Here is a 17,963-nt window from a genome sequence, read left to right as displayed (position 1 = left end):
CCATGCCGCGCTCATGAACGATCGAGCGGACTGAGCGCGCCCTGCCCGCCCCGGTTCAGCACGTGTATGTAGACCGCGTGGTCGTCACATCCTTGTGTCCGAATCCTGCCTCTACCGTTCGAATATCGCACCCGTCCTCGATCCGGTGCGTGGCAAAGAATTGGCGCAGCGTATGACACGTAGCCGGCTTGTGAATCCGCGCCGCCTGCCGGACCGGCTTCAACGCACGCTGGCAGGCCCGATTCATCTACGTGGTGCCGGCGATCCGCTCCATCGCGCGGATCGCGGCTTCTTCTCGCAAGAAGCCGATGATCTGTTCTTCGGAAAAGCGCTTTTTCACGTCCAATCTCCTTCGCTTGGGGGTTGGCCCCCAAATCGCGGCGCTACTCGAACTGGGGGACGTCGGAGAAACAGATGATGAAGCCTCGCGTTCAGCGATGTTCTCCCTGCGAGCCGCACATGTAGAAGCCTCCTACTCTGATGTAGCCGATGGCTTTGAAAATGCGGCCCTTATCCGCGACTTTTTGCGTGTCTTAAACTATGCCGCTACGTTCAATATGCCTTGGTTAACGTTCGGCCAATCACGTACCTAACTCGGGCGTTAGGCCCCGCAGAGAGAATCGTGAACATCTTGAAGACTGGCCTCATCTACTTCCTATTCGTGTTCGGCACGGGCTTCGCGCTGGCATTCGTTCGCATTCCTTTCCTCGTACCCACTTTCGGGGTCCGCACCGCCGAGCTCATGGAAACTCCGATCATGCTCGCGGCCATCATCTGGGCCTCCCGGCGTCTGGCACGGCAACACCCGGAACTTTCGCGCCGGGGGCGATTGGCGGCCGGCTGTATCGCGTTCGTCTGTCTAGGTACCGCAGAGCTTGTGGTTGCCTATTTCATTGGCGCTCGCTCTCCCAGTCAGTACATCGCCACTCGTGACCCGGTGTCCGGTAGCATCTACTTGGCCTCGCTCGTTTTCTTTGCCGTGGCGCCCGCTTTGTGGAACAACCGGTCGGTGCCTGACAACTTATCCAAGCGGGCACGCTGACGCATGCCGCTTATCTCAAGCGCTAAACACCAGGGGCAAGAATGCGCATATCGAGGCAGTTTCGCCAAACACTGATCGGCACCACGGCAGTTAGTGTGCTCTTTGGCGCGCTCTGCGCTCTCGGAAGCTTCGCGTTCTACTCCGAGTACGGTCCGCGCATTGCGGGCGCGCCGCACGACGCGTGGGCAAACACGTTCCACGCCATCGACACGTTCTTCTGGGTTACAGTCGGCAGCGTTGTCGCATTCGGCCTCCTGCCATCAGCCGTTTCGTTCGCTCTGTGCAAGCTCCTCCGCAAGGCGTCTAACCCATCGCCCTAGCGGACACGCTGACGCGTGCTGCTTACTTCAAACATTAGGCATACAAAAAGGGGGATCAATATGCTCGCGGAATACAAAACCAAGACAAATATCGGTGTGGGCCTCGGCATCATTGGACAGATCATCGGCCGCACGCTCATAGACTCGAAGGCTACAGGCGAAATACTGCTTGGCACTGTCGTCATCTTGGCAGCAATCATCGTATTCATTTGGGGCTGCGCCCAGTACGCAAAGGCAAAGGGCCACTCTGGCTGGTTTGGACTCTTTGGTCTCCTTAGCATCATTGGGTTGCTCGTACTGTTTTTTCTTCCCGACAGGCGCAAGGTTGTGCGTGCCTAACGCGTCATCCAGGCGGACGCGCCGACACCTGCCGTGGACTTCTTCCGAACCGGTTCAAGCCTTCGCCCGAGATGGTTCGCCGATGAAAACAACAGCTGCATTGCTCGTGCTTTGGAGCGCGCTTGGCGCTGCCCGTGCCACCGCAGGCTGCCCGGTCACGGAACACGACCTGCTCGGCGCGTGGAACGTGCAGGGCAAGGCCGGCTTTTTCGAGGCGTTCGAGCTCGAAGTCGCGTCGGGCACGCATGTGTTCGACTCCTGGCTGCATCAGCGACCCGACCTGTCCCAAGCAAACTGGAAACTGGAGCACTGCCAGTTGATCGTCGAACCCCGGGACGGTGACATCGGCACCTTCCGGTTCAAGATTCTCGGCCTCACGAACGGCAGGCTTCGACTGTACGATGCGTCGACGCGCACCGAGTCCGTGTATGTGCGGGTGCCGGACAATAGTTAGGCAGGCTTTTCCGGACGGGGTATCAACCACGCATCAGCAGGGCATCCATGCATGATGCGAAGCCTGCGGATGGAAAAGCACCGTGCACCGCGCGCCGGAACAAACCATCCACGCGGCGCATCGCCCGGCCTTACGAGGTATCGCGGAACGACCGTTGCGTGTTCTAGGCTAGCTGGTGGCGGGCGCTGGAATCGGTTCGCAAGCCCCAAGCAACGACGCTTGGCGGGACCATATGCCCGAGACCGAAAGCAGCCCAGCCCTCATGCCAATGGAGAGGTGACATGACCCGACAAGCCCGCAACACGATTTGCCTGTGGTACGACGGCGACGCCGAGGAAGCGGCGCGCTTCTACGCGGAGACGTTTCCCGACTCGTCCGTCGACGCGGTGCACCGCGCACCTGGGGATTATCCGTCCGGACAGCAGGGCGATGTCCTGACGGTCTCCTTCACGGTGCTGGGCATTCCCTGCCTCGGACTCAACGGCGGACCGCATTTCAAGCACTGCGAGGCCTTCTCTTTCCAGGTCGCCACGGCCGATCAGGAGGAGACCGACCGCTACTGGAACGCGATCGTCGGCAACGGCGGCGAGGAAAGCGCTTGCGGCTGGTGCAAGGATCGCTGGGGACTGTCGTGGCAAATCACGCCGCGCGCGCTGACCGAAGCGATCACCGATCCGGACCCCGCCGCCGCCAAGCGCGCGTTCGAGGCGATGATGGAGATGCGCAAGATCGACATCGCGACCATCGAAGCGGCGCGACGCGGTGCCTAGGTCTTCACGGGAAACCACCGCGGAGTTATCGATGCAAGCAAGGTCTCCAAGCCCGCTGTGGCGGCCCCTCGGCTATGTCGCGATCGGAACCTTCGCGCTGCTTTCGATTCCATGGACCGCCATGCACTGGCACGCCAGCGGCGTACATTGGAGTTCGGGCGACTTCGTGGTCGCCGGCGGCCTGCTGTTCGGCACCGGATGCGCCTACGTGCTGCTGGCCCGCCATCGCGGTCGCACGGCCTATCGCGCGGCCAGCGCCATCGCTTTGCTGACACTGCTGATGCTGGTGTGGGCCAATCTCGCCGTCGGCATCCTCGGCACAGAGGCCGATCCAGCAAATCTGATGTACGCGGGCGTGGTGGGCGTGGCGGTGATCGGCGCCCTGCTCGCGCGCTTCCGGGCGCGGGGCATGGCCTGGGCGCTCGTGGCTGCGGCCTTGCTGCTGACCGTCATCGCCGTCGTGGCGCTGACCGCGGGACTCGCTGTGCCCCGGGACAACCCTCTGCCGACGCTGATGGCGCACGGCATCTTCATCGCGTTGCTGCTCACTGCCGCCTGGCTCTATCGTCGCGCGGCGCGCGACGCTTCGGACACGCGCCCGGACTGATCCGGAGCGCATCGCCGCACTACATGCGGACGACGCCCTTCACGCGACACGCCGCACGCTGCTTGCGCGCCGCGGCCTCGCCCGCCGGGTCCTGCGCCAGCTTGCGCATCTCCAGAATCGTCTGCCAGTTGCGCGCGCACAGCGCGCCCAGCTTCGGGCCGTAGTTCCACGACGCCCGCGCAAGCTGCTCGGCATGGTCGAAATGATGCAGTCGAATGGCCATCTCGGCGCGATCCTGCAGGATGTCCGGCGCGCGCGGCTCTTCCTGCAGGGCCTTGTCGAGCTGTGTCGCCGCCTGCGTGTACTGCCCAGCCGCGGCGTCCTTCTGCGCCGCGTCAACCAGGGCTTCCGTGCTTGGCTCGCGCAGCGGCGTGACGCGCACGGCCGAGTCGTCGCTGCGACCCGCCGCCTGGATCGAGGCCACGATGTCCTGCGCCGACGGCGGCGACGTCGGTGGAGCGGACGGTGACGTCGTGGCGCACGCGGCCAGCAGGCATGCGGTCACGGCGGAAGTCAGTGCGGCGCGGAGGAAGGTCGTCATCACGGCGTTCCGTTGGTCGAGGAGCCCTGCGCGTCGTCGTGATGGAATGCATCGCGCACGCGCTGCCAGAAGCATCCATCGTGGTCGGTCGGAACATAACCGGAGATGAAGGGCAGCCGACGCGCATCGTCGCATTGCGGATCGGTCTCGTGGCCGGTCTTCGGGTTGATCCATGCGTACTGCAACTGACTGCCGCCATCCAGGGTCAACGGCTGCGTGGGCAGCTCGCGGAACAGCTCGCGCCATACCTTCAGCGCACCGGAGGCACCCCACAGCCCGGTGCTCTTGTTGTCGTCGCGACCGACCCAGACCACGGCCAGACGGTCGCCCGTGAAGCCGGCGAACCAGCTGTCGCGCTGCATGTCGCTGGTGCCGGTCTTGCCTGCCGCATGCAGCCAGCCCAGTCCGCTGTCGTTGATCGAATGCGCCGTGCCGCGCACCGCCACCTGCTGCATGGCGTAGGTGATTAGCTGCACCGCGGCGTGATACTCGCCCTGCCCCGGTTGCACCTCGTAGCGCTTGATGGTCTTGCCGTGTTCGTCCAGCACGCCGCGCACCGCGAGCAGCGGCAGCGCATGACCGCCAGAGGCGAGGTACTGGTACAGATGCGCGACCTGCGCCGGCGACAAGTCCACCGCGCCGAGTAGCAGCGACGGGTTCGGGTTGATGTCGCTGAGTCCGAACGACTGCAGAAAACGCCGGATGCGGTCGACGCCGACCTGCATGCCCAGATGCACCGTCGCCAGATTCCACGAATTGACCAGGGCGTCGATCAGCGGCACTTCGCCGTGCGCAACATGATCGTCATTCTGCGGCGACCAGACCGTGCCGTTGGGCTGCTTGAGGTTGACCGGCTCGTCCTGCAACGGCGTGGCCAGCGACCAGTTGCCGGGCTGCGCCAGCGCCACCAGATACACGAACGGCTTGATCACCGAACCGACCGGCCGCCGCGCGTCCAGCGCGCGATTGAAGCCTGGCTGGCCGGGATCGCGACCGCCGACCATCGCCAGCACCTGACCATTGTTGGCATCGGTCACGACGGCCGCCGCCTGCAGCTCGTCGCCGCGCTTGCCCATGCCGTCGAGCGTGCGTTCGATGGCCTTTTCCGTGTAGATCTGCGCGGCCGGGTCGAGCGTGGTGAAAATCGACAAGCCGTCCTTGCGCAGCGTGTCCTCGTCGAAATCGGTGGTGATCTGCGCACGCACCAGGTCCATGAACGCGGGGAAGCGGTCGCGCGCCAATTGCGGCGTGGCGATCACGCCGAGCGGCTGTGCTTGTGCCTGCTTCATCACGGCCTCGCTGATGAGGCCGGTGGTGTGGAATTCCTGCAGCACCAGATTGCGCCGCGTCAGCGCGCGCTGCGGATAGCGTCGCGGGTCGTAGTAGCTCGGTCCGCGCACCAGGCCGACCAGCAGGGCGATCTCCTGCGGGCGCAGCGTCTGCAGGCGGCGTCCGAAGTAGAACTCGCTGGCGGCGGCGAAACCGTGCACGGCCTGATTGCCGCGCTGTCCCAGGAACACCTCGTTGACGTAGGCCTGCAGTATGCGGCCCTTGTCGTAGTGCGCTTCGATCAGCATCGACAGCAGCGCCTCGTTGAACTTGCGCACGAGGTTGCGGTTGCGGGTCAGGAACAGATTGCGCACCAGCTGCTGGGTCAGCGTCGAACCGCCTTGCACCACCTGGCCGGCGCGCAGATTGGCCCACATGGCGCGCGCGATGGCGCTGAAGTCGATGCCGAAGTGATGCTTGAAGTCGCGGTCTTCGACCGCCTGCAGACCGGAAACCAGCAGTAACGGCACCTGTTTGAGCTGCACGATGCGGCGCTCTTCCTGTTCCGCGCCGTACAGCGTGGCGATGCGCGCCGGATCCAGATGCGTCAGCTTGACGGCCCTGCCGTTGTCGACGCGGTTCAACGTGCGGATGGTGTCGCCGGACAGCGTGACCCGCACCCGCTGTGGCAGCTCGCCGCCTTCGGGGCCGGCGTAACCGCGCGAGGAAATCACGAACGCATCGCCGCCGCCGGTCCAGGTGCCGGGCACGCGCCCTTCCTTGTCGTGCGTGTAGCCGGCGAAGGTCAGCTCCAACTTCAGTGCATCCGGTTTCATCGGCTCGCCGACCTGCAAGGGCAGCGGGCGCGCGTACACGCGCGTGGGCACCGAGAACACCAGGTCGTTGAAGCGCGCCTGCACGCGTGCGTTCAGAATCAGCGTGTACGGCAGCAGGAAACCGATGCCGACGCCCAGGCCTAGCCAGAACGGGACGCGCAGCCAAGGCCAGACGGCGCGGAACAGGGATCGGGTGCGGGAGAAGGCAGTCAAGGCGTGATTCGGGACGTCGGTGGATGAGGCGGTTTGGGCAAGTGTACGTGGCCGCGTCGCAGCGTGCGCGACACCCGTTCAGCTGCGGGATACGCAGGCACCGCGTCGTTTGCCCGTACAATGCCTGATCGGCAAGGGCACGGAGAGGCAATGCGCGGGCAACAACATGGCCGGAATCTGGCGGCAATGCTGAGCTGGCGCCTGCGTCGCCTGCGCAATACGTTGCAACGGCTTCGGCTCAGTCTGGGACAACGCGGCTGGCGCGGCACGATGGCGCGGATCGCACAGGAATTCCGTCCACGCCCTGTACTGGATGAGCGTCTGCCGATCGAACCGATCGACGTGCCGTTCGCACCGTTCTCGCTGCCCACCGCCACCGAAGCGCCGCAGGTTTCGGTCATCATCCCGGTGCACGGCAAGCGCGCCTACACCGTGGCCTGCCTGCGTGCCATGGCGCGCCACGGCGCAGCCGCGTCGTTCGAGGTCATCGTGGTCGATGACGCCTCGCCCGACGATACATCCACCGTGCTGGCCCAGATCGATGGCCTGCGCGTCATCACGCATGCGAGCAACCAGGGCTTCGTCGGCAGCTGCAACGACGGCGCCGCCGCCGCCCGCGGCGACCATCTGCTGTTCCTCAACAACGACACGCAGGTCACCCCGGGCTGGCTCGATGCGCTGCTGGCCTGCATGCGCGAGGAGCGCGACTGCGGCATCGTCGGCAGTCGGCTCGTGTACCCGGACGGACGCCTGCAGGAAGCCGGCGGCGTGGTGTTCGACGACGGCCACGGCCACAACCTCGGTCGCTTCGAGTCGCGCGACGATCCCCGTTTCCGCTTCCGGCGCGAAGTCGATTACGTGTCCGGTGCCAGCCTGCTGATTCCGCGTGCGTTGTTCGCGCAGGTCGGCGGTTTCGCGCAAGTCTACGCGCCGGCCTATTACGAAGACACCGACCTGGCCTTCGCCGTCCGCGCCGCCGGCAAGCGCGTGCTGTACGAGCCTTCCAGCCTTGTCGTGCATTTCGAGGGCATCACGGCCGGCACCGACCCCGAGCGCGGCATCAAGCGGCACCAGATCGTCAACCGCGAGCGCTTCGTCGAGCGCCACCGCGCCGCTCTGCGTTCGCACCCGTCCGCACAAGCACCGATCGAGACGGCGTTGCACCGTTACGCACGCGGACGCATCCTGGTGATCGACGCGATGACGCCCGAGCCAGCGCGCGATTCCGGTTCCCTGCGCCTGACGGCGCTGTTCGAGCTCCTGCACGAAATGGGCTGGCAGGTGCTGTTCGCGCCGGACGATGGCCGCGCCACACCGGCGCAGATCGATGCGCTCGGCACACTGGGCGTGCAGGTGCTGTGTCAACCTGCGGTGCGTCGCGTGCCGGACTGGCTGCAACGTCACGGCGATGCGCTGGACGCGGTCATGCTCTGCCGCGCCGGTACGGCCGCCACATACCTGCCCTTGGTGCGTCGCGCAGCACCCCGGGCGCGCGTGCTGTTCGATACCGTGGACCTGCATTTTCTGCGCGAAGCCCGCGCCGCGGCGGTTGTCGGACAAACGGGACTGCAACGCCAGGCCGAGGCTTCCCGCCGGCGCGAGCTGGCCCTGATCGCGTCCAGCGACGTCACCTTCGTGGTCAGCCCGGTCGAACGCGACCTGCTGAACGAGGCCGCACCGGCCGCTCGCGTCGAGCTGCTGTCCAACATCCATGCGCTGCACGGCCGTCGCGCCGGATTCGCGGCGCGCAAGGACCTGGTCTTCCTCGGCGGTTTCGGGCATCCGCCCAATGCCGACGCGGTGCGCTGGTTCGTGCGCGACATCCTGCCGCGTCTGCAACGCCACGTACCGCCGCTGCATCTGCATGTGCTCGGCGACGTGTCCGACGAGGCACGCCGTGAACTCACGGGCCCTCAGGTGACCCTGCATGGGCGCGTCGACGACCTCGCACCGTTCATGGACGGCTGCCGTGTCTCGGTAGCGCCGTTGCGTTTCGGCGCGGGCGTGAAGGGCAAGGTGAACATGGCCATGAGCTACGGGCTGCCGGTCGTCGCCACGCCGATCGCGGCCGAGGGCATGCAGCTGACCGACGGCCTCGACGTGCGCATCGGCGAGGATGCACAGGCCTTCGCCGACGCCCTGCTCGACCTCTACGACGACGAAGCACAGTGGCTGCGCCTGTCCGACGGCGGTCTGGACAACGTGCGCCGCCACTTCTCGCCCGAGGCGGCCGCGAAGACGCTGCACCGCGTGCTCGACGACGCCGCTACCGCCGCGCATGCAAAGACGGTAGCTTAGCCCGATCCCATCGCCACGTTCGCCATGCGCCGCATCCGCCTTCACGTCGACCTGCCGCTTCAAGCCCACACGCGCATCGCCCTGCCCGACAGCGCCGCCGAGCACGCCGTGCGCGTGCTGCGGATGCGTGACGGCGACCCCGTGACGCTGTTCAACGGCGACGGACACGATTACGAGGGCGCATTGGAGAACGTCGGCAAACGCAACGCCGATGTCGCGCTGCACGAGGCGACCCCGGTGGCGAACGAGTCGCCGCTGACGCTTACGCTGGCGCAAGCCATCGCCCGCGGCGAGAAGATGGACTGGATCGTGCAGAAGGCTACCGAACTGGGCGTGACACGCATCGTGCCGCTGCATACCGAACGCAGTGAAGTGCGTCTGGACGAACGGCGTGCCGAAAAGCGACTCGCGCACTGGCAAGCCGTGGCAATCAGCGCCTGCGAACAATCCGGGCGCGCTCGTGTTCCGCTGATCGAGCCGGCGCAGTCGTTGACGACATGGCTGGGAGCACTGCAAGGCGATGCGGCACGCCTGGCCTTGCTGCCCGAACAAGGCAAGCGCACACGCGATCTGACGCTCACCGCATCCGCCGCGCTACTGGCGGTCGGTCCCGAAGGCGGCTGGGGCGAACGCGACCTGGACGCGCTGCGCGGCGCCGGTTTTCAGGCGCTGCAATTGGGGCCGCGCGTGCTGCGCACGGAAACCGCCGGTCTGACGGGACTGGCGGCGCTGCAAACGCAGTTCGGCGATCTCTGACGCGAGGCGTCGGTTCAGACGCTTTCCAGCGCCTCGGCGATTTTCCGCTCGATGGTGCCGAGGTCGGGAATATACGCCTCGTCGTCACGCACCATGACCTGCGTGCTGATGCCTTCGGGAAGCGTCTCCGGGTCACCGGTCGGCAGAATCACGTCGTCGCTCAGTGCGGTCAGGCGCGGGAAGCCCTGCGTCACCATCGCGAAGAACGGCATGCGCGGATTGCCGCCCAGCGCCTTGATGATGGCGACGCGCGAGTTCAGCGCGCCCTCGGCCTTCGGCCAGCCGACCAGGCCCGGAAACGACACCAGCGGCACGCGCCAGCCGCGCCAGTTCACCCGACCGAGCATCCAGTCCGGCGAACCCTCCACCGGTTCCGGCGTGGACATGGTGATGACCTCGCTGACGCTGGCGTTGGGCAGCAGCAGACGACCGCCGCTCACCGTGATGAGAACGCCCCGGATTTCGCGTGGCAGCGCTTGGTTCATGACAATACCTCGAGCAGTCGTGCAGCCAGCCCGGCGGACGAGCCGGTGTATTGCGCCAGCTGCTCTTCGCAGATGACCGAAACCATCGTGTTGTCGGTGCAGTCGGCCGGATCCAGCGTCCATACGCGGCCGCCACAGTCGTTGATGGCCTGCGCGCCGGCCAGCGCGTCGATGGCGTCGCCGGCCAGTACCACGGCCATGGCGTCCGCACCCATCTCCTGTGCGACCATCGTCATGCTCAGATCGATCGACGGATTGGCCAGCGGCTGCTCGGCGGTGTCCAGCAGCTGGATGCGACCCTGGCGTTCCAGCGCGGATTGCTTGCCGAGCGGGACCAGCAGCAGCTCGCCGTGGCGCACGCGATCCACGTTCTCCGGCACGCGTACGCGAAGCACCTTGCTGACTTCACCCAGTTCGCGGGCCAGGGCCTGAAGATCGTCGCCGCTCTGCTGATGCACGACGCCAATCATCACGGCTTCGGGCATGCGATGCAGCGCCGCAACGAAGTCGCGCAGACTCGCACGCGCCTCCGCACTGCTACCGGCCGCCACCACCACCGCGCGACGGATGCCCTCGCCGTGGCCATCGAGCATCATCTCGTGGCCGCTGTCACTCATCATCTTCGGCGCAATGGCCTGTTCGATCGGCTCCAGCTCCAGGCTGAAATGCGGTTCGATACTCGCCGCGCCATCTTCCGATTCGGCGTCGGGCGCCAGGTAGTCGGAAGCCGACATCTTCTCGATGCCGAAATCCGCCGGATCCACCTTGTCGACGGCGGCCGGTGCAGCCGCGGGCGACGCATCGAACGTATCCAGATCGAAATCCACCAGGTCCCAGTCCGGGGCCTTCGGCGGCTCGACCTTGGTCGGCGCGGCGGTATCGCTGTGCGTCGTCCCCTGATCGTCGAGGTCGAGCAAGGTATACGGACTGCCCTTGGGCTGCATCTGTCGATCTTCGACGATGACGTCCTTGGTCCGCTCGCGATCGGGAGCGGCGTCCTCTTCGTCGTCCGCCGCGTCTTCTTGCGGACGCGTCGCCACGTCGCCGAGCTGGGCCGGATCGAAATCCGGCGCCGGCGCATCCTCGCCGGTGGCCATTGCCTCGTCGAACATGCGCAGGGCATCTTCCAGGCCATCGTCGGCGCCGGTGTCGAATGCGATGCCTTCGTCCAGATGCGGCGAAACATCGCCGGCGATGGGCTCAGGCGCCGATTCGGAAGCATCCTCGACCGGTACCGCCGACACGGCAACATCGGGAATCGCCTCGATGGCCTCCTGATCGGCCTCGCTGACGTCGCCCTCGTCGAGTTCGAGATCGATGCTCGGCTGCGGCGATGCCGGAGCGTCGCCGGCATCGAGTTGTCCCAGCAGATCGCCGTCCTCGGCCAGCAGCGCTTCCAGTTCGGCGGTCAACGCGTCCGATTCGGCCGCGCTCGTGGCCTCCGACGCATCCGCGTCGGGCGGCGTGTCGGATTCGATGTGCGGCGCTTCGGGCATCGCCTCGTCGGGCAGCAGCATCTCGGTCGGATGCGCCTCGACCGGACGCGCTTCCGCCGGACGCGGCGGATCGACGTCGAGTGCGTTCACCAGCTTGGCCGCGAGATGACGCGCCCAGCGCGCCTGATCCCAGCCGGACAAGCCACTGGAAGCCTCGGCCTCGTTGAAGACGATGCGCTGGCGATCCTCGTCGAAGATGTCGTAGAGCGCGTCGAGATGCTCTTCGACCGTGGCGTCGAGATTGACCACCACGACTTCGGCGCCCTTGCCGGCCAGATCCTCACGCGTGGCCTTCGTCGCCGGCCCTTCGTGCACGATGCGCGCGCCGACATCCATCAGCGCCTGACGCAGGTGGGCGCTGAGGTCGGCGTCCTCGAACAGGAGCGCGACGCCCGGGCCGCTGTTCGTGGTGTTCGTGGAACTCATGCCGTGCTCACTCCGCGGAATCGCCCAGAAGCTCACGAATGTTCGCGATCAGATCGGCTTCCTGGTAGGGCTTGCCGAGGTAGCGCTCGACGCCGATATCCAGCGCACGCTGACGATGCTTCTCGCCGGTACGCGAGGTGATCATGATGATCGGCACGTCCTTCAGGCGCGGGTCGTTCTTCATGTAGGTCGCCAGCTCGTAGCCGTCCATGCGCGGCATCTCGATGTCGAGCAGCATGACGTCGGGCACGCGCTCCTGCAGCTTCTCGACCGCGTCCATGCCGTCCTTCGCCGTGCTGACCTCGTAGTCGTGACGCTCCAGAATACGGCCGCTGACCTTGCGCATGGTGATCGAATCGTCGACCACCATGACCAGCGGATTGACGCGTTGCTCGGACTGCGCGGTGGGCAGCTTGGCCTGCAGTGCAGCCTCGTCCTGCGCCTCGGCGTGCTGCTTGAGCGCCACGCCGTGACGCACCAGCGGCGCCAGATCCAGAATCATCACGACCGAACCGTCGCCCATGATGGTGGCGCCGAAGATGCCCGGCACCGAGCTGATCTGCGGACCGACGGACTTCACCACGATTTCGCGCGAACCGATCACGCTGTCGATGCGCACGGCGGCCCGGAGGTCGCCGCTTCGCGCCAGCAGCAGCGGCGGTTGCATGTCGTCGACGAGATGACCGGCCGGCACGTCCAGCAGCTGCGCCAGATCGTGGATGCCGTAATCCTCGCCGGCGTAGGTGAACGTCGGATTCTCCTCGCTCAGGCGGCGCTTCAGTTCCTCGCGGCTGATGCGCGCCACACCCTGCACCGAGGTCATCGGCAAGGCGAAGGTCAGTTCGCCGACCTTGACCATGATGGCCTGCGTCACCGCCAGCGTGAACGGCAGACGGATGTTGAAGGTGGTGCCCTGGCCACGCTGCGAGTCGATGGTCAGCGTGCCGCCCATCTGCTTGATTTCGTTGGCAACCACGTCCATGCCGACGCCACGTCCGGCGAGCTGGGTCACCGACTGCGCGGTGGAGAAACCGCTCTCCAGGATGAACCCGAACAGGTCGCGGTCGGACAGCTTCGCGTCCTCGCGCAGCAGTCCGCGCTCGATGGCCTTGCGGCGGATCGCGTCGCGATCGATGCCGGCGCCGTCGTCCTGCACGCGGATCAGTACTTCGGTGGAATCGCGGCTCACGTCGATGGCGACCGTGCCCTCGGCCGGCTTGCCGACCCTGGCGCGATCGTCCGGCGACTCGATGCCGTGCGCCAGCGCATTGCGCATCATGTGCTCGAACGGTGCCTTCATGCGCTCGAGCAGGTTGCGGTCCATTTCGCCGTGGGCGCCAGTCACGCGCAGTTGCGCGCGCTTGCCCACTTCGGTCGACGCCTGACGCAGCGTGCGGCGCAGGGTCGGCACCATGGAGTCGAACGGCACCATGCGCGTGCGCATGAGACCTTCCTGCAAGTCCGAACTCACTCGCGACTGCTGCAGCAGCAGCGTCTCGGACTGGCGCGTGATGTCGTCGAGCATGGTCTGCAGCGACACCAGATCGGCCACGGACTCGGCCAGCGCACGCGAATACTGCTGCAGCTGCGAGAAGCGGTCCAGCTCCAGCGGATCGAAGCTGGCCTGGCCGGCGTCCTCGTTCTCGCGCTGGTAGCGGGCGATGATCTGCGCTTCGGTTTCGATTTCCAGCTTGCGCAGCTGATCGCGCAGACGGTCGACGGTCTGCTCGAACTCGACCAGGTTGTAGCGGTAACTGCTGACCTGCTGTTCCAGGCGTGCGCGGTAGATCGACACCTCGCCGGCGTAGTTGACCAGCGAGTCGAGCAGTTCGGCACGGACGCGGATCATTTCCTGCGGCGCGCGCGACAGCTCCTCTTCGTCGATCAGCGGCGGCGGGCGGCGGCGCGGCGGCTCGGCGGCCACCGGCTCGCTCGGTGTCGGAGCGCTCTCCACGACGACTTCCGCGGATTCGGGTTCTTCCGTCGTGCCCGGAGCGACCGCGACGACCTTCTCGCCGCGCGCCAGTGCCTCGAAGTAGGCAATCGCCTTGTCCGGCATGGCGACGGCCTGACCGTTGCCGACGCGCTGCACCAGCGCATGCAGACGGTCGAAGCCGCGCTCCAGCGATTCGATGGTGATGGGGTCGATGCTGGCGTGACCGGCATCCACCGCCTCCAGCAGCGTTTCCATCGCGTGGCCGAGGCCACCGATTTCCTCGAGGCTGGCCATGCGCGCACCGCCCTTCAGCGTATGCAGATCGCGCTTCAGGTCGACCATGTACTCGCGGGCCTGCGGGGCTTCGCGCAGCTTGGCCATGACGCTGTCGGAATGGTCGAGAATGTCGCGACCTTCCTCGATGAAGATTTCCAGCAGATCGGCGTCGAGGTCAGGCTTGTCCAGCGCGCCCTCGGGCTGCGGGTCGTCGGGAAACGCGTAGTCCTCCGGCAAGTCGCCCAGTGCGGACGTCGCCGGGGCAGGCGCCGGCGCAGACTCGGCGGTGACGGTCTGCGCGGTGGCGGCCCGATCTTCCTCGCTGTCGGCGAACACTTCGGGTTCGGCCGACGGTTCCGCGGCCGCATCCTCGGCATGAGTGTCGGCGTCTTCGGCGAACGCCTCGACCAGCGTTGTGTCGGCGGGTTCCGCCGCGTCGACCGCTTCGTCCTCGGCGGACAGCTCCGGGGCTTCCTCTGTCGATGCCGAGGTTTCTTCTTGCGTTTCTTCTTGCGTGTCTTCCGGCAAGTCTTCCCGCGCGTCTTCGACCTGCGTGTGCGTGTCTTCGACGTCGGTCTCGGTCAACGCATCCTCGAGCGAGATCGTCGCCGCGGGCGTCTCGTCCGCTTCGTCCTCGTCGCCCAGGGTCAATGGCTGCGCGTCGTCCGTCGTCAGGTCAGGCTCGATGAGCGAGTCCGACGACAACGCCGACGCCATCTCGGCTTCGAGACGGGCCATGTCGAACGTGTCTTCTTCCGCATGCTCTTCCGCCGCCACGTTTTCCGGCTGGCTCGCCTCGGTCTCGAACGCGTCTTCCGCCTCGGACACAGCTTCGTCCAGCAGGTCGTGACCGTAGACCACGTGCGCCAGGTTCGGCTCGGCCAGCGTGTCGCGCAGGGCGCACAAACGTTGCACCAGCGCGGCCGTTTCCGGCAACAGCGGTTCGGAGGCATCGAACTGCGCGGCGACCTGTTCGGTCACCTGCACGGCTTCTCGCATCGCCGCGCAGCCCTCGCGCGGCATCAGCGTTTCGCTCGCGCGCAGGCGCTTGAGGTAGCCCTCCAGCGGCGACAGCACTTCGGACAGCAGCGGCACTTCGACCATCGCGATGGCGCCGTGCATGGTGTGCACCGCGCGCAGTAGCGGCTCGTTGACCTTCAGCTCGCCGTCGCCCGCGGTCTCCAGCGCGGTCTGTACCGTCTCCAGATGCTGCGCGATCTCGCTGCGCAGGATTTCCAGCAACACCGGGTCCATCGGCGGCAGCGCCGGCATGGCCATCATGTCGTCGTCCGCGACGCGCCCGGACGCCTCGTCCCCATGCGTCGTGTCGACGAATGCGGCGGCCGGGATGTCCTCGACTTCGGTCTGCACGCGCGGCACGCGGCGCTTGACGATGCGCTTCACGCGCTCGCCCGTCGGCTTCAGTTCGGCCTCGACATCCAGCGATTCGCCGGCAGCCAGTCGCTCGGCCACTTCCATGATCTTGGACAGCGGCGCCGTCGGCGCGGCATCGCCGCGCAACGCGCCCAGCAACTGCGGCAGCGCGGCCACGGCATGATCGATCAGCGCCACCACCTTCGCATCCGGCGCGATGGAGCCGTCGAGCACGCGGTTGAGCATGTTCTCGACCTTCCAGCTGAACTCGCCGAGCACGCGGGCGCCGACCAGGCGGCCGGAACCCTTCAGCGTGTGGAAGGCGCGCCGGATCGGCGTCAGCCGGTCATGGTCCTCGGGTTTCTGCTTCCAGCTGTCCAGTCGCTGCTGCAAGCCTTCGATCTCTTCTTCGACCTCTTCCAGGAAGACTTCGCGGATTTCGGCGTCGATCTCGTCGGTGGTGCCCTGGAAACCGGCCTCGGCAGCCAGCGGATCGGGCGCGAAACCGTCTTCCTCGATTTCTTCCTCGATCTCGATCCAGTCGTCGCTCTCCGGCATGCCGGTGGCTTCGGTGTCGGTCAGGTGCAGGCCCGTGACATCCTGGGCCCGCTCGTCGAGCTGGGCGGCTTCGCCGATCACCAGGTCGTGCAGGTCCGCGCCCGGCGCAACGCTGACCGTCTCGGTCAGGTTCTCGCTCGGCGCGGCGGCTTCGGTCGTCTCCGTCGCGGCCGTCGGCTCGTCCGCCGCGGCAGGCTCGGGCGCACGCCGCGGCGGCACCGGCCAGTAGCCGAGATCCCGCAGCGCCTGTTCGGCCACATCGAGGATGTGTTCGAGACCGCCGCGACGATCGCGTGCCGCCTCGAGGTAGTACTCCAGGGAAGCCAGCGCGTCGGCCAGCTTGTCCATCTGTTCGGTGGTCGGGATGCGCTTCTCGATGACCAGTTCGTTGTCGATGAAGCGGCCCACGCCGTCCAGCAGTTCGCCCGGGCGCTCCTCGCCCAGCATGCGCATGGCGCCGGCGATCTCGCTGAGCGTGTTCGGCGCGCCTTCGAGATGCTGGTGGTCCCACGGCGACTCGATGAAGGCCACGATGGCGTCCTTCACCTTGCCCAGACTGCCGACCGATTCGCGCATCAGCGTGCCGAGCACCTGACGCGCCTCGCTGCGCGGCAGCATGGTCTCGAATGCGTCCTCGTCGTCCTCGCTCGGTTCGCCCTGGCCGCCATCGGCGCCGAGGCTTTCGATGTGGTCGTCCAGCGACGCTTCCACGTACAGCAAGGCGCCGGCCACATCGAGCAGGGTTTCCTCGTCCGCCGGGCGCGTGCCGGACGCGATGTCCTGCACGATGCGCCGTTGCTCGCCGACCACGCGGCGCGGCACGTTCAGGCCCAGCATGCCGAGGGTATCGGCCACGCGGTCGAGCAGATCGGCCTGTCCCGAGAACTGCGCGGGATCGCCGCTCGGCTGGCGCAGATAGAGGTCCAGCGCATCCTTGACGCGCAGCAGATCCTCCTTGATGGCCTGCGAAACGGTGTCGAGCAGAACGCGGTTGTGACCGGTCATCGAACTGCGCGCATGCTCGACTTCGGCAGCATCCGGCAGCAGGTGGTTGAGACCGTAGGTCTGGCCAATCGCGGCCAGACGCTGCGAGCCCGGAGTCGCGCGCGCCACGTAGTACAGCAGTTGCCGCGCCAGCTCGACCGGGTGGCCGTCGGCCAGCGCGATTTCGCCTTCGTCGATCAGCACGCGGATCGCGCGATCGACGCGACCGATCAGCTGCTTGACCTCGGCCGAATGTTCTTCCAGGTGCCCCTCGATCATGCCGTCGAGCACACCGGCGGTGATCCACCACAGACGGCGACCGGCGACGCTGTGGCACTTGCCCGCCAGCGCATCCATCGTGTCGCGCATCTGCGCCAGGCTCTGCTTGCCGCCCTGGCCGCGGAACCAGGCCAGCAGCGGTTGCTGGAACTGCTGACGCAACTCGGTCACGGCGCGCTTCTGCGCCTCCGGCGACATCGGCACCGGCACGCCCGGCGCGGACGCCGGCAGCGGTGCGTCGAGGTTCGGCGTGAACAGCACCGACTCGTGCAGCGATTCCGCGCCGCGGCTGCTGCGCAGTTCGTTGAGCAGAGGCAACAGCACCACAGAGACGTCGCGATGGCTGCTCTGCAGGCGTTCCAGATAGTCCGGCAGCTGCACCAGACCGCCCATCAGGGCGGAATAGGCTTCGTCGCGGTTCTCGACCTTGTTGTCGAGCAGCGCAGCGACCAGCTGCTCCATCTCCTGCACCACCATCGCCGCGCCGTACAGCTCGACCATGCGCAGCGTGCCCTGCACCTGGTGCAGGACCTCGGCGCAGGTGCGCATCAGGCCGCTGTCCGGGTTCTCGACATACGCCTCGAGCGAATCGCGGGCGCGCTGAAGCGCCTCGTCAAGCTCGGACTTGACCCAGTTCAGCGTGGTGAAATCGATGTCGTCTTCTAGTCTCATGCGCTCTCGCGCCCCCTTTGGCGAGGCTCCAG

Annotated in this window: 12 protein-coding genes and 1 pseudogene; 7 read left to right on the top strand and 6 right to left on the bottom strand. The window is 66.5% G+C overall.

Features of this window, described 5'->3' with window-relative positions; all coding sequences use genetic code 11:
* Nucleotides 1-11: 11 nt before the first annotated feature.
* Nucleotides 12-299 (bottom strand): annotated as a pseudogene (locus LF63_RS15465) (tyrosine-type recombinase/integrase); the annotation flags it as partial.
* A gap of 323 nt (nucleotides 300-622) precedes the next feature.
* On the opposite strand from LF63_RS15465, the gene LF63_RS04150 reads away from it, so the two are divergent.
* From LF63_RS04150 to LF63_RS04125, 5 genes are all read left to right on the top strand, one after another.
* Nucleotides 623-1,042, top strand: coding sequence for a hypothetical protein (locus LF63_RS04150; RefSeq protein ID WP_081945080.1), 420 nt, complete (start codon nucleotides 623-625; stop codon nucleotides 1,040-1,042).
* A 380-nt stretch (nucleotides 1,043-1,422) separates the two neighbouring features.
* Entirely contained in the window at nucleotides 1,423-1,701 is a 279-nt protein-coding gene (locus tag LF63_RS04140) for a hypothetical protein (RefSeq protein WP_043099844.1), read from the top strand.
* Nucleotides 1,702-1,783: 82 nt separating this feature from the next.
* Nucleotides 1,784-2,155 carry a hypothetical protein gene (locus LF63_RS04135; protein ID WP_043099842.1) on the top strand — a complete coding sequence of 124 codons (372 nt, stop codon included), beginning with the start codon at nucleotides 1,784-1,786 and terminating at the stop codon, nucleotides 2,153-2,155.
* 281 nt (nucleotides 2,156-2,436) lie between these two features.
* The gene (locus tag LF63_RS04130; protein ID WP_043099840.1) at nucleotides 2,437-2,925 is read left to right on the top strand and encodes a VOC family protein; all 489 of its coding nucleotides are present in this window, start codon (nucleotides 2,437-2,439) and stop codon (nucleotides 2,923-2,925) included.
* 121 nt (nucleotides 2,926-3,046) lie between these two features.
* Complete coding sequence (locus LF63_RS04125) at nucleotides 3,047-3,532, top strand: hypothetical protein (protein WP_052394675.1); 486 nt, start codon at nucleotides 3,047-3,049, stop codon at nucleotides 3,530-3,532.
* Between the two features lie 19 nt (nucleotides 3,533-3,551).
* Here LF63_RS04125 and LF63_RS04120 read toward each other — a convergent pair whose 3' ends face one another.
* Nucleotides 3,552-4,073 carry a tetratricopeptide repeat protein gene (locus LF63_RS04120; RefSeq protein WP_052394670.1) on the bottom strand — a complete coding sequence of 174 codons (522 nt, stop codon included), beginning with the start codon at nucleotides 4,071-4,073 and terminating at the stop codon, nucleotides 3,552-3,554.
* Nucleotides 4,073-6,391, bottom strand: coding sequence for a penicillin-binding protein 1B (gene mrcB, locus LF63_RS04115; protein ID WP_043099835.1), 2,319 nt, complete (start codon nucleotides 6,389-6,391; stop codon nucleotides 4,073-4,075). Before mrcB ends, LF63_RS04120 begins: the two co-directional genes overlap by 1 nt.
* A 186-nt stretch (nucleotides 6,392-6,577) precedes the next feature.
* On the opposite strand from mrcB, the gene LF63_RS04110 reads away from it, so the two are divergent.
* Complete coding sequence (locus LF63_RS04110; RefSeq protein WP_081945079.1) at nucleotides 6,578-8,689, top strand: glycosyltransferase; 2,112 nt, start codon at nucleotides 6,578-6,580, stop codon at nucleotides 8,687-8,689.
* Between the two features lie 24 nt (nucleotides 8,690-8,713).
* On the top strand, nucleotides 8,714-9,445 hold the full coding sequence (locus LF63_RS04105; protein WP_043099833.1) for a 16S rRNA (uracil(1498)-N(3))-methyltransferase: 732 nt from the start codon (nucleotides 8,714-8,716) through the stop codon (nucleotides 9,443-9,445).
* Between the two features lie 14 nt (nucleotides 9,446-9,459).
* Here LF63_RS04105 and LF63_RS04100 read toward each other — a convergent pair whose 3' ends face one another.
* From LF63_RS04100 to LF63_RS04090, 3 genes are read right to left on the bottom strand one after another with little or no spacing between them, the layout of a single operon-like run.
* Complete coding sequence (locus LF63_RS04100) at nucleotides 9,460-9,930, bottom strand: chemotaxis protein CheW (RefSeq protein WP_043099831.1); 471 nt, start codon at nucleotides 9,928-9,930, stop codon at nucleotides 9,460-9,462.
* Complete coding sequence (locus LF63_RS04095) at nucleotides 9,927-11,852, bottom strand: chemotaxis protein CheB (RefSeq protein ID WP_043099830.1); 1,926 nt, start codon at nucleotides 11,850-11,852, stop codon at nucleotides 9,927-9,929. Before LF63_RS04095 ends, LF63_RS04100 begins: the two co-directional genes overlap by 4 nt.
* 7 nt (nucleotides 11,853-11,859) lie before the next feature.
* A complete protein-coding gene (locus LF63_RS04090; RefSeq protein ID WP_043099828.1) occupies nucleotides 11,860-17,931 on the bottom strand; it encodes a hybrid sensor histidine kinase/response regulator in 6,072 nt (2,023 codons plus the stop codon).
* Nucleotides 17,932-17,963 lie beyond the last annotated feature (32 nt).

Source organism: Oleiagrimonas soli (assembly GCF_000761445.1).
GTDB classification, from domain to species: domain Bacteria; phylum Pseudomonadota; class Gammaproteobacteria; order Xanthomonadales; family Rhodanobacteraceae; genus Oleiagrimonas; species Oleiagrimonas soli.
The sequence above is the reverse complement of the archived record's forward strand: the minus strand, read 5'-3'. Positions and strand labels throughout refer to the sequence as shown.

Bases quoted from the DNA above. Each gene is read 5' to 3' on its own strand.
- LF63_RS04140 (WP_043099844.1), top strand. From the start codon at position 1,423: ATGCTCGCGGAATACAAAACCAAGACAAATATCGGTGTGGGCCTCGGC.
- LF63_RS04135 (WP_043099842.1), top strand. From the start codon at position 1,784: ATGAAAACAACAGCTGCATTGCTCGTGCTTTGGAGCGCGCTTGGCGCT.
- LF63_RS04130 (WP_043099840.1), top strand. From the start codon at position 2,437: ATGACCCGACAAGCCCGCAACACGATTTGCCTGTGGTACGACGGCGAC.
- LF63_RS04125 (WP_052394675.1), top strand. From the start codon at position 3,047: ATGCACTGGCACGCCAGCGGCGTACATTGGAGTTCGGGCGACTTCGTG.
- LF63_RS04120 (WP_052394670.1), bottom strand. From the start codon at position 4,073: ATGACGACCTTCCTCCGCGCCGCACTGACTTCCGCCGTGACCGCATGC.
- LF63_RS04110 (WP_081945079.1), top strand. From the start codon at position 6,578: ATGCTGAGCTGGCGCCTGCGTCGCCTGCGCAATACGTTGCAACGGCTT.
- LF63_RS04105 (WP_043099833.1), top strand. From the start codon at position 8,714: ATGCGCCGCATCCGCCTTCACGTCGACCTGCCGCTTCAAGCCCACACG.
- LF63_RS04100 (WP_043099831.1), bottom strand. From the start codon at position 9,930: ATGAACCAAGCGCTGCCACGCGAAATCCGGGGCGTTCTCATCACGGTG.
- LF63_RS04095 (WP_043099830.1), bottom strand. From the start codon at position 11,852: ATGAGTTCCACGAACACCACGAACAGCGGCCCGGGCGTCGCGCTCCTG.
- LF63_RS04090 (WP_043099828.1), bottom strand. From the start codon at position 17,931: ATGAGACTAGAAGACGACATCGATTTCACCACGCTGAACTGGGTCAAG.